We start from the raw sequence: 11,442 nt of genomic DNA on the forward strand, positions 1-11,442 counted from the left end.
TGTGGGCTATCATCAACGATGAGGATCAGTGCCATTCCTTAACCTTTTATACCTGCTTGACCGAGTGAGGCTTGTTGAAGACAGAGCGCCAGTCGCCAGTATCTTCCGCCCCTATGACGGGCATTCCCGATGCCACCACGATTTGAACGACAGCGGTGTGTGCGGACGTACAGTCAGTTACGTCGAGCACCGCGCCTGTGTTAGCGACCATCCACGGATGGAGTTGGTCGATATCCGTTATGTCCACGTGCCCTTCGAACACCGCCGCTTCGGGTGTCAATGATATTGGCATTCGATCATCTCCCGTAGGTTCAGGGCGAGCAGGATGGAGCCGTCGCCCAAAAGCGCCGTGCCCGCGTACATCTGGTGGCCGCTCAGAACGCCGGTCATCGGTTTGACGATGGCGTCCAAGCCCGGATGGAATTTGTCGACCACGAGGCCGGATTCATGACCGTCCACATCAACCACCATGACGCTGAGGGTCTGTGGCTCTTCGATGTCGGGACACTCGAACAGATCGCGCAGACGCACCAGCGGAATGAGGCGGTCACGAAGGACGACCATCTCGGCGTTGCGGTGGCGGCGGATCTTGGCGGGGTCGATCTTCTGGCTTTCGACCACGCTGTCGACTGGTACGCTGTAGAGTCCATCGCCCACCTCCACCATCATCAGGCGCTGCACGGACATCGAAAGCGGGAGGGAGAGCGTCACGGTGGTGCCGAAGCCCTGTTCGCTGTCTATGCCGATCTGGCCGCCCATGCGGCGCACCATGCTGCCGACCGAGTCCATACCCACGCCGCGGCCCGACAGGTCGGAGACCTCTTCCTTTGTCGACAGGCCAGGGAGGAACACCAGTTGCAGCGCCTCGCTGCGGGACATGTTGGCGGCCTTTTCCTGATCGAGCAGTCCGCGCTCGACCGCTTTGGTCAGCACGCGGTCCACATCGATGCCCTTACCGTCGTCGGAGATTTCGAGAACGACGTTCTCTTCCTTGTGGTAGGCGCGGATGCGGATCGTGCCCTGACGCGGCTTTCCAGCCTGTTCGCGGGCTTTCGGGTCTTCGATACCGTGGTCGATCGAGTTGCGGATGAGGTGAACGACGGGTTCGGACAGCTCGTCCACAATCGCCTTGTCGGCCTCGGTGTCTTCGCCATCAACAAGGTACTGGATGTCCTTGCCCAGCTTGCGCGACAGGTCGCGGACAAGGCGGTTGAAGCGACTAAGGATATTGCCGACGGGTACCATGCGGATTTGCATGATTGCCGCCTGAAGCTCTTCGGCAATGCGGTTGATCGTGTTGTGCTGGGATTTGATCTCGCGCACCAAATCGCCTGCGTTGTCGGCAGCTTCTGCCTTTTGGGCAAGGAAAGGCATCGCGTTCTTGGCCACGATCAACTCGCCTGCGAGGTTCATTAGCGGATCGACCCGTTCGGCATCAACGCGCAAATGGCTGCTGGCGCGGGGGGAGGGCGTGCTGACGGCGGGGCTAGCAATCTCGGCGGACACGTCCTCTTGCGCAGGCTGCGGCTCGGGCGCAGCGGCGATGGGTTCGCCGAGCGGGGCAAATGGCTCGTCGTCTTCGGTGTCCTCGACCGCGACCGCGCCGCCAGCCATCTCGACCTCGATGTCGTGGATCCAGTGCTCCAGCGTCTCGCGCAGCGACGCGGTGTCATGGACAGGCTTGGTGCGAACGACAACGAGTTCCAGCGCGTTGGTCAGACGCTCCAGCACCTGATCGATGCTTTCGAGGCACTTGTGCTCCGAAATGTCGTGCTGTTCGGAGGCAAGGAGCTCTTTCTGCGAGGCCAGCAGCTTCGTCGCCAGTTCCTTGAGCGCGGCATCGGGTTCGGGCGCGGCCTCTTCGGCGGGCGGAGCGTCGGTCAAGCCGATGGTCTGGATGCTGATCTCGCTCGCGACATAGGAGAAGTGCTCTTCGACCTCAGCTTGGCTGGCGTCTGACACGGCAAGGAAACCGATCTGCACGATGAAGGGATCGAGGGCTTCGAGATCAGGCCAGCTTTCGGGTTCCTGTATCTGCATCCACATCAGGCCCGGCGTTTTCAGCACGGTCTGAAGTGGGTCGTCGCCGGTGAAAAACGCATTGGGCGAGGGCAGGTAGGTCACGAAGGTCAGCCCCTTGTCCGCACCAGGCAGGGGCGGGACGTCTTCGGGCCATGCGTCAAACGCGGGGGAGGCTTCGGCCGTCTCCTCTGCCTCCACCTCGTCCGCCGAGCCGTCCTCAAGCTGAAGACGCAGACGGCGGCTGAGTTCGGCGCTCGTGTCCTCGGCGCCAGCGGGCAGGCTATCGGTCGCGTCGATCTGGTCCAGCCACTCGACAAGGCGGTCGAGCATTTCGAGCAGCAGGTCCGCGATGTCCGAATTGAACCGCACGTCGCCAGCACGCACGGCATCCAGAAGGTCTTCGCCCGCGTGAACCGTACTGGTCAGCGGCTTGAATTCGAACAGACCCGATGCGCCCTTGATGGTGTGGACGGCGCGGAACAGCTCGTCGATCTGGTCTTTGTTGGAGCTGTCGTTTTCAAGGTCGAGAAGGCAGCGCGACGCGGTCTCGATCAGGTCGCGGCACTCGGAAACAAATTGTGCGAGAAGCGAATTCATGGCAGCTCCTTCGGCTCGAGCAGCTTCAGCAGGGTCGCGATATCGTCCGGTGCCGCGGGCTTGATCAGGTAGTGGTTCGCACCGGCTGCAAAGGCTTTGTCCTGATCGACAAGCTGCGCTTCGGTAGAGATCATGACAGCCGGAATATGGCCGAGCGTTTCGGATTGGCGGGCGGTCTTGATAAACGTGTAGCCGTCCATCACCGGCATGTTCACATCGACGAACATCACGTCGACATGGGTCTCCAGCGCCTTTTCCAGCGCCTCCACCCCGTTTTCGGCTTCGACGGTTTCCCAGCCCTGCTGTTCCACCAGTGCGCGGTGATACATCCGGACAGTTGTCGCATCATCGACGATGAGTGCTTTGAAGGGGCGTGTCGTCATGAGCTTGGCCTCTGATAGACGATCGACTCGGGGAACCGTCTCACCTGGAAGAGGGAAGTCATTCGGCTGATGCTCTCGGAGTGGCCGAGGAACAGGAAACCTCCCGGATTGAGCGCGTCGAAGAGCGCGTTGATGGCGAGTTGTCGTGACTTATCATCGAAGTAGATGAGCAGGTTCCGGCAGAAAATGACGTCGTAGCTGCGCAGCTTCCGGCAGTCGTCGCGGTTGGAGAGGTTCATGCGGAACAGGTGCACGGCCTCGCGGATGTCTTCGGAAATCTGGTACCGTCCGCCGCTGAGCGTGGTGAAGTTGCGCTTGAGCACATCGGGCGGCAGATACTGGACGCTGCGGCGGCTATAGATGCCTTCCTGCGCGCGTTCGAGCACATCGGTGTCGATGTCGGCGCCTTCAAGCTCCACGTCATAGGTCGCGAGCCCTGGCCAGTTTTCCATAAGCTGGAGGGCGATCGAATACGTCTCCTCGCCCGTCGAGCTGGGCAGGGACAGGATGCGCAGCAGGCGGTCCGTATTGCGATCGGAACGGGCCAGTTCGCTCATCACGTGGGAGGTGAGAGTTTTGAACTGGTGTTCCTTGCGATAGAAGTAGGTTTCGTTCACCGTCATGATGTTGACGATGTTCTGGAATTCTTTCTGGCTGGACTCGAAGCGAAGCGAGATGAAGTAGTCGCGGAACGATTTCGCTCCGGTCTCTTCGATCCGCTTCAGCAGGCGCTTGTCGACGAAATACCGTTTGCTTTCATCGAATTCGATGCCGGTCTTCTTGTAGAAGTACTCGCAGAAAACATCGAAGTCATGTTTGCTCAGTGTCAGGACACTCATATGGGCCCCTCTGAGTAAATGGCCTTGATGCGGTCGATGGCGTGGCTCGTGGCGAACTGCAGATAGGCATCGCCGCTGAAGCGTTCGATGACGGCTTCGAGAACGGGGACTTCGTTGACGCTGCCGATCTCGCTCAGACGGTCCATGGCGACACCGACGACGTTCGGGTTCTCTTCGCTTTCGAGCAGAACGCCGCGCCATTCGGGCGCGTCCGAAATGGTCAGCAGGCGGATGATATCGACCGCCATGATGCGCACATCGGCATCGGAATCTATCAGCAGTTTCTTGACCTTCTGGGCCGACCGCTCGGGCATCTGCTGGAGTGCATAGACTGCCTCATTGCGGTGCTCGGCTTCGTCGCAGCGCAGTTTGGCGATGAAAGTATCGACGACTTTCGGGGAGTCGAGCGAGATAAGTGAATTGATGATCGCCTCGCGGACAGCAGGGGTGTCTTCCTCCTCCAAACGGTCGACGAGCGCGGACAGAGCAGCCTTGCGTCCGTAGAGCGCCACGGCAGCTTCGCGTCGGCGGTTCGCGTCGGGGCTGGACAGTTCTTTCTTGGCCTCGACGGTGGAGAGGTCGTCGACTTCGGCGTCTTTATTGCGCTGGGATTTGACTAGTATTTCGACCTCTGTATCGGCGCGACCATTCCAAGCCACCGCTTCATCTGTTCAGGTATGTCCTCGGCATCGAGTACGACGGTGGCGCCGTCCTTTTCGATGAGCTTGCTTGGCATCCCGAAGACAGCAGAACTGTCCTCCGACTGTGCAATCGTCACGCCACCACGCTGGTGGATCTGCGCCATTTCAGTCGATCCGTCGTCGCCCATGCCGGTGAGCATCACGCCGATCAGGTTCTTGGCATCAATCTTGTCGAGCGCCGTCATCACCATTCGCGACACACTGGGGTGCCAAGGGAATTGCGGAGCGGAGGGGACTGGCTCGGCCATGATCCTGTTGAACTTGCGGTTCACGACCACGTCGCGGCCACCTGCGGCGAGGTAGACCTTTCCCGCGGCGAGCGGCATCGGCTCGGTCACTTCGATCACGTCCATCGGACAAGAGGCATCAAGGCGCTGGGCGAACGTGGTGGTGAATTTCGGCGGCATATGCTGCGCGATCAGGATCGGCATCGGGAATGGGCCGCGGATCTGTTCGAGGATGCTTTGCACAATTCCCGGCCCTCCGGTCGAGCTGCCGATCAGCAACAGTTCGGCACGCGCACGGGCAAGGTTCAGGCGGCGGCTCTGCGCGGGCGTTTCCTGCTGGGCATTGCGATTGGCCTCGACGCCGCGCGCCTCGCGGGTGCGACGGGACGCAGACGCGTCGAAGGCAGAGCGGATCTTGCGGTGGAGATCATCGACCACGGAGCTGAGGTCGACCGACACCGTGCCGTCGGGCTTGGCCACGAAGTCCACGGCGCCGAGTTCCAGCGCCTCGAACGTCGCCGCGGTGCCTTTGTCAGTCAGCGAGGACAGCATGATGACAGGCGTTTTCCTACGCTCCATGATGTGCGCAAGGCAGGTTAGCCCGTCCATCTTGGGCATGTTGATGTCCATCGTGATGACATCGGGCTGGAACTGTTCGAGCATTCTCTAATGCGTCTTCGCCATCGCGCGCAAACATGATTTCAATGTCGCGCTCGCCCGCGAAACTCTCGCGGAGAACGCGCCGCATCAGTGCAGAGTCCTCTACGAGTAGCAGTTTCATGCCTTGGCATCCCCTGCCTGAAGGTCGTCCGCGTTCAGCACATCGAAGGCCGAGCTTTCGAGGACCAGCACCATCGACTTGCCACCATGCGCCTTGGCGACATGCTTCACGAAGCGGGCTGCTTCGGAATTGAGGGCAGGCGGGTCGGTCAGTTCGTTGCGGGTGACGCGGAGCGCCTCGCGCACGCGGTCGACGATGTGGCCGGTCATCACGCCGTCGTTGTTGAGCACGATGATCCGCTGGCGTTCGCTCCGCTCGCAGGGGGCGAGGTTGAAATAACGGCGCATATCGATGACGGGCAGGACCATGCTGCGCAGGTTGATGATGTCCGCGACCTCGGCTTGGGCTTTGGGCACTTCGACGAACTGCTCGGGCAGTCGGATGATTTCCTGCACAGCGTGGATGCTGATCCCGAAGTCTTCTTTGGCGAGTTTGAAGACGACGAGCTGTACGTCTTCGAGGTCTGCTGCGTCTGCCGATGTGTTCAAATCGTCATCCTCCACAGTCTGGTCGGTCGTTTCGATCGACATGGCGCTCATCGCCTTTTCGGCTTCGGACAGGTCCACGCCGCTGATGCTTTCACCAGCCGACAGGACCGACACGAGCCGCTGGCCGCCGTCGAGTTTGCAGATGCATTCGATCTCGTTCGCACCGTGGCGTTTGACGCCCTCGGGTACGTCGTCCACGAGGTCACGCGGGACACGGAGCACCTCGCGCACGCGGTCGACGATCATGCCGACGCGGCGGTAATCGTCGCCGTCCTTGATACGTAGAACCACGACACGGTTGCTGTCTTTCTGCTCGGTCCGCGCTTGGCCAAGGCAGTCACGCAGGCTCACCAGCGGCAGAACGCGGTCGCGCAGAGTGCAAAGCCCAACCACGCTGAACGGCGCGTTCGGCACCTCGGCGATCTGGGTCGGGACGCGCACAATCTCGTCCAAGTCAGCAAGGTTGAAGGCATATTCCTCCTCGCCGATCAGCAGGGACACGATCTGGGGGACGTCGTCCTCGACCTCTTCGGTGTCAGTCGTCTCGGTGGCTTTGCCGACCTTGCCGGACGACCTACCGGTCGATGTGCCGACAGTTTCCTTCACCTGAAGTTCAGGCAGACAGCCAGGATCGAAAAGCTGCACCAGGTCATGATCGTTGAAGTTCTTCACCACCCCGCTGAGCAGCTTGGAATCGATTGTCTTCTCGACGGCATCGACGTTTTCGATGCGGTCGACGGGGACATTCAGTACTTCGGCCACGCGGTCCACGACCAGTCCGACCTTCATGCCGTCATCAACCACCAGAACCCGCGAGGCATCGCTGGTCTCTTTGTGCTCCACACCAAGCATGGCGCGCAGATCGAAAACGGGCAAGACTTCGCCGCGCAGATTGGCAAGGCCAAGCATACTCGGCGGCGCCATCGGCACACGGGCGAGGGCGGGTACGCGGATGATTTCCTGCACGAGGTCGATTGAGAACGCAAAATTCTCTTCGCGGATCAGAAAGCTCACGAACTGTCTGACCGACGAAAGCTGGCTCTCGTCGAGGTCGGCTTCGATGGTATTCGAGTCCTGCTTGGCCATTTCTGGTCTCCCGATGTCTTTCCGGTGGGGCAGAGGGACCGCGCCATCCGTCCTGCCGAACTCGATGGATTAGCGAAGCTGAAGTTCGTCCGCGCTGGCGGCGATGTTGTCGATCGCGATGGACAGTTCCTCGGCACCCTTGCCTTGCTCGGTCGCTGCGATGGAGGCCTGATTGGCGGCAGTCTGCGCTTGCTCTGCGGCGGCGGCGATCTGCTCCATGCCCTGCTTGCCGGTGGTGATCGCCTCGAGGATTTCGTCGCTCGAGTTCAAGACCTCGGTGCTGCCCTCGATCACGATAGTCATGTCGCGTGCCACGTCTTCGAGCAGCTGGGTCGTGCCCTTCGCGCGTTCGACTTCGGCCAGAGAATTCTCGGCGGTTTCCATCAGGTCGAGGCGCACGTTGACGATCTGGTCCTGAATGCCTTTGACCATGTCTTTGATGTCGTCAGCGTTCTTCTGGGCGTCCTCGGCAAGGTTCTGGATGTCGGTCGACACCACCGCAAAGCCCTTGCCGTATTCGCCTGCGCGAGCCGCTTCGACCGCGCCGTTGACGGCCAGCATGTTGGTCTGGATCGCGACGTTGGCAATCGCGTCGACGATCTTGTCGATGCGGCGGCTGACGACTTCGAGTTCCTGAATTTCCGTGACCGACTGCTTGCCGGTGGTCATCGCTTCGGTGACGCCAGTGATGACCTAGGTGACGCCTTCACGGTTCTCTAACAGCAGGGCGTTGATCGACTCGCCTTTGGTAAGCGCCTCTTGCGAATTGGACTTGGCGAGTTTGGCATTGGTTTCGATCTGTATGATACCTGCGACCGCTTCTTCGACCGCCGACGACTAGAGCGTTGCGGTGTCGAGGATCTGCGAAATAGCGGTGGAGATTTCGGTGCTGGCGCGGTTCATCTCTTCGTTGGTGGACGCGAGTTCCTCGGATGCGGCGGCGAGCTCTTCCGAGGACTTGCCGATGTCAGCGGAGGTGCTGAGTTCCTCGGCGATCTCGACCAGTTCGCCGGTCGCGCGTTCGGCTTCCTGAAGGGCTTCGGACTGGTTCGAAACGCTCTTCGCGGCCTGTTCGGCACCTGCAGATTGTTCTTCGGATGCGGCGGCGATTTGCTCGGCGCTCTTCAGTGCCTGTTCCGCTGCCGCGCCCATTTCACCTGCGTTGGACGCCAGCGCTTCTGCACCGGACTTGATCGTTTCCATGTCGCCACGGATCTGGTTCAGGTTATCGGTGATCGTGCGGCACTTCGCGACTTCCTCGGCGGCAGTCGCAGCAGCATTGCCGACGGCGCCGGCGAGCACGTTGGCCTTGTCCTGAATATTGCGCACCAGTTCGTCGATGTCCGTCGCGTTGCGCTCTGACGCTTCGGCGAGTTTGCGAACGGTGTCGGCGACAACGGCAAAGCCCTTGCCGTGCTTTCCCGCGCGGGCGGCTTCGATCGCGGCGTTGAGCGCAAGCAGATTGGTCTGGTCCGCGATGCGGATGACCTGATTGACGGCCTCGATGACGTTCTGCGCCTGATTTTCGAGGTCCTTCATCAACTCGACCGAAGCCAGCTGCAGCTTTGCGCCCGTGTCGACGTTTTCGATCAGGCCGTTCACGCTGGTGTCGGCACTCGCGATAAGCGTCTGAAGGCGCGCGGTGAGTTCAAGAGACTTCTCGGCCGATTTGGCCTGAAGGTTCACGCGGCGGTTCACCTGCGTCATCGCAGCGGCGCTTTCCTCACTGGCAGAGGCCGCCTGAACCGCGCCGGAAGCGATCTGCTGCATTGCGTTGGAAAGCTCTTCCGTGGCCGCGCTGGCTTCCTGAACGCCGGCGCTCAGTTCCGCGCATGCGGCGGCGATGTTGTCGGCGGACTGCTTTTGCTTGGCAACGGTGCGGGCACGCTGGCGCTTGAGGTCCACGCTTCCTGCGGCGCGTTTCGCGGCACCGGACGTCGTTGCGCTGGGCTTGGCTTTGGCGGCCGACGTGTTGTCAGCGTTGGTTGCTTTGTGCTTCACGAGCGCCTTCCGATGTTCCTCCGCGTTGGCGTACTTTCGGGCAAAGATCGGGTGCTAGCGCTCACGTTTTGCAGTTCAGTCACTTTATCGGAGAATTAGGTGCAACTTGTTAGAGAGCTACGCTTTTGGTCAGGCCAGTCGCAAGCGGATCATCCGGCTAGACTCAAGAGATGGGAACCCCCCGAAAACGGATTAATCACTGTTTCGGATTAATCGTCAAAATGGTTCCCGCAGTACAATTAGCTGGAAATGGGTCCGATTTTCTTAGGCTCATCATACCAGAAGGGCGCCCGTAGGCGCCCTTGGTATTTGAAGTTGTTTATTGATTCTCAGCCGCGAGCGACTTTTTTTTCCGAACTGAACCGCGACTGGCTCGAGATTTCGAACCGTCCGCTGCGGACTTTCACGATGCGGCCCTGACGGAGCAGAGTGCCCCAAGCGCGCAGGCTGTCTTCGCGGGTGAACTCGCTATCGCTCATCACCTCGCGTAGGCGCCACATGACTTGCGGACGCGAGAAGTCCTCGATGCCGTCGAAGAAGCTGATGTGGGCAGCCGCCGCTTCGATCATCTCGGTCAGGCCGCTTGCGCCGGTTTCCAGCACGAACTCTGCAAACGCCTGCTTGGCGCCGGTGCTGGCCTGGACAGCCGCTTCCGATGCCACAACGCGGCGCGGACGGACCGGAGCAACCGCGGTCGGGGCCGGTGCGGGCTTCGGTTCGACGACCGGAGCAGGGGCCGCTTCCTCGGCATCCACACGCTGCGAGGCAACGAGTTTCAGCGGAGCAGGCGACTTGCGTTCCGGAGCGGTCGGTTTCTGCGGCGTTTCGGCAGCAGGGCGGACAGCGGCGGTCAGATCGTCGCGGAACGCTTTGTCGTGGTCCTCGCCGCCTGCCAGAGCGTCACCCATTTTGCGGGCAGCTTCGGTCTGGGCAACAGCCGCCTTGAGGTGGCTGAGGGTCTGGCGGCGACGATCAGTTTCGGGTGCGCTGATTTCAGCGTCAGCCTTGGACAGCAGGCGCGACAACTGGTCGTCCTGATCGTCCATGAGGCTGCGACCACCGTAGGCGACGTCGTCGTAATCGTCATCCTCGTCATCGTCGAGCAGGAAGGCGTTTTCGGCGTCCTCGTCAGCTTCGCCTTCTTCGTCAATCTCGGCCAGTTCGCGGAGCAGATCCGCGTCTTCCTCGGTCGACAGGCTCAGCCCTTCGAGGTCGAAGTCGTCCAGACCGTCGAGGTCAGCCTGATTGAATTCGTCCTCTTCGAACTCTTCAACCTGCGGCTCTTCGATCTCTGCGACGTCTTCGGTGATTTCGGGCTCGGCCTTGGCCGGAGCTTCGAGGATCATCGGTTCTTCTTCGACAACCGGCTGCTCGGCGACCGGTTCTTCGATTTTCTCTTCCACCGGCTCGGCAGCTTTGCGGGCAACCTGCTGTTCAAGAGTGCCGTCTTTCAGAGCCTTCTCGAAATCGGCGCGCTTCATGCGAACAACGCGGGGCTGCGGACGCGGGGCGACGGCAGGTTCCTCGACCGGAGCGTTGATCGCTTCGGCTTCGGCAGCGGCCTTGGCAGCAGCGGCGCGGATCTTTTCGTTGCGGGTCTCGATGTCCGGCTGGCGCGGCGCTTCGGTCTCGGTCGCTTCGATGACGGACGACAGATCGATGTCGTCTTCTTCCGAAGTGTCCTCGATGTACTCGGGCGCTGCTGGCTTCGCGGCCTGCTGGCCCACGACCGAACGCAGACGCTGGAGGCGCTGTGCCACCGATTCCGTCTGTCGTTTGGGCGCAGGTGCAGGAGCGGGCTCGTCCACGACCTCCGGTTCCGGCTGCTCTGCCACGGGTTCGGGCTGCGGCTCTGGAGCCGGTGCCGGAGCGGGCGCTGCTGCTTCCACCGGCGCTTGGGCCGGAGGCTGCTGAACCGGCGTTTCTTCCGGCATTGCTGTTGAACCAGCAAGGGCCGCCGCGGGTCGCAGAACGATCCCCGACTGTTCCATGCGTGCTTCGACACGGCGCGCAATTTCCTTTTCCGCGATGCGGGTTAGCATTTCCGCATCGGGTGTCGGAGGCTCCGCCCCGAAGTATCTGTCTCCCGCCGCAAGATCGCGGAAGTACTCCGCGATGGCCTTCATCGTGTCGAAAGAGTCGTCAAACCCTTCCAGTGTGCACGAGAAAGTGCCGTATGAGACGGTTAAAATCTTACTCGATTCAACCATTACAAGGCTCTTTGTTTTCTACCTTCACTGACATTGACCACTAATTGGTTCTCAATCCGGAACGTAAACGCGATAACAAAGGTGTAATTTTAGGGCAATTTGAGGGC

10 protein-coding genes are annotated in these 11,442 nt (G+C 60.8%); all 10 read right to left on the reverse strand.

Annotated features, from left to right (window positions below):
• Positions 1–46: 46 nt before the first annotated feature.
• Positions 47–292 (reverse strand): hypothetical protein, encoded by a 246-nt coding sequence (locus HCZ30_RS08280; protein ID WP_167637811.1) that lies wholly within the window; start codon positions 290–292, stop codon positions 47–49.
• Positions 277–2,619, reverse strand: a complete 2,343-nt coding sequence (locus HCZ30_RS08285) for a chemotaxis protein CheA (RefSeq protein WP_167637812.1) — start codon at positions 2,617–2,619, stop codon at positions 277–279. Before HCZ30_RS08285 ends, HCZ30_RS08280 begins: the two co-directional genes overlap by 16 nt.
• A complete protein-coding gene (locus HCZ30_RS08290; RefSeq protein WP_167637813.1) occupies positions 2,616–3,002 on the reverse strand; it encodes a response regulator in 387 nt (128 codons plus the stop codon). Before HCZ30_RS08290 ends, HCZ30_RS08285 begins: the two co-directional genes overlap by 4 nt.
• Positions 2,999–3,841 (reverse strand): CheR family methyltransferase, encoded by an 843-nt coding sequence (locus tag HCZ30_RS08295; protein WP_167637814.1) that lies wholly within the window; start codon positions 3,839–3,841, stop codon positions 2,999–3,001. The genes HCZ30_RS08290 and HCZ30_RS08295 overlap by 4 nt, the downstream gene beginning before the upstream one ends.
• The gene (locus tag HCZ30_RS08300) at positions 3,838–4,500 is read right to left on the reverse strand and encodes a HEAT repeat domain-containing protein (RefSeq protein WP_167637815.1); all 663 of its coding nucleotides are present in this window, start codon (positions 4,498–4,500) and stop codon (positions 3,838–3,840) included. The genes HCZ30_RS08295 and HCZ30_RS08300 overlap by 4 nt, the downstream gene beginning before the upstream one ends.
• Positions 4,458–5,432: a chemotaxis-specific protein-glutamate methyltransferase CheB gene (gene cheB / locus HCZ30_RS08305; RefSeq protein WP_217703038.1), complete on the reverse strand. Its 975-nt coding sequence runs from the start codon at positions 5,430–5,432 to the stop codon at positions 4,458–4,460. Before cheB ends, HCZ30_RS08300 begins: the two co-directional genes overlap by 43 nt.
• A 114-nt stretch (positions 5,433–5,546) precedes the next feature.
• Positions 5,547–7,124, reverse strand: coding sequence for a chemotaxis protein CheW (locus tag HCZ30_RS08310; protein ID WP_167637816.1), 1,578 nt, complete (start codon positions 7,122–7,124; stop codon positions 5,547–5,549).
• Positions 7,125–7,193: 69 nt separating this feature from the next.
• Positions 7,194–7,793 carry a methyl-accepting chemotaxis protein gene (locus HCZ30_RS16515; RefSeq protein WP_217703039.1) on the reverse strand — a complete coding sequence of 200 codons (600 nt, stop codon included), beginning with the start codon at positions 7,791–7,793 and terminating at the stop codon, positions 7,194–7,196.
• Between the two features lie 168 nt (positions 7,794–7,961).
• Positions 7,962–9,125: a methyl-accepting chemotaxis protein gene (locus tag HCZ30_RS16610; RefSeq protein ID WP_217703040.1), complete on the reverse strand. Its 1,164-nt coding sequence runs from the start codon at positions 9,123–9,125 to the stop codon at positions 7,962–7,964.
• A gap of 329 nt (positions 9,126–9,454) precedes the next feature.
• Positions 9,455–11,335 (reverse strand): hypothetical protein, encoded by a 1,881-nt coding sequence (locus HCZ30_RS08320; protein WP_167637817.1) that lies wholly within the window; start codon positions 11,333–11,335, stop codon positions 9,455–9,457.
• Positions 11,336–11,442: the final 107 nt, after the last annotated feature.

It is taken from the genome of Marivivens donghaensis, assembly GCF_011806565.1.
Classification (GTDB): domain Bacteria; phylum Pseudomonadota; class Alphaproteobacteria; order Rhodobacterales; family Rhodobacteraceae; genus Marivivens; species Marivivens donghaensis_A.

What these genes read in the sequence shown, in the direction of transcription:
- HCZ30_RS08320 (WP_167637817.1), bottom strand. Translation starts at nt 11,335, where the DNA reads ATGGTTGAATCGAGTAAGATTTTAACCGTCTCATACGGCACTTTCTCG.
- HCZ30_RS08285 (WP_167637812.1), bottom strand. Translation starts at nt 2,619, where the DNA reads ATGAATTCGCTTCTCGCACAATTTGTTTCCGAGTGCCGCGACCTGATC.
- HCZ30_RS08280 (WP_167637811.1), bottom strand. Translation starts at nt 292, where the DNA reads ATGCCAATATCATTGACACCCGAAGCGGCGGTGTTCGAAGGGCACGTG.
- cheB (WP_217703038.1), bottom strand. Translation starts at nt 5,432, where the DNA reads ATGCTCGAACAGTTCCAGCCCGATGTCATCACGATGGACATCAACATG.
- HCZ30_RS08310 (WP_167637816.1), bottom strand. Translation starts at nt 7,124, where the DNA reads ATGGCCAAGCAGGACTCGAATACCATCGAAGCCGACCTCGACGAGAGC.
- HCZ30_RS16515 (WP_217703039.1), bottom strand. Translation starts at nt 7,793, where the DNA reads ATGACCACCGGCAAGCAGTCGGTCACGGAAATTCAGGAACTCGAAGTC.
- HCZ30_RS08290 (WP_167637813.1), bottom strand. Translation starts at nt 3,002, where the DNA reads ATGACGACACGCCCCTTCAAAGCACTCATCGTCGATGATGCGACAACT.
- HCZ30_RS08295 (WP_167637814.1), bottom strand. Translation starts at nt 3,841, where the DNA reads ATGAGTGTCCTGACACTGAGCAAACATGACTTCGATGTTTTCTGCGAG.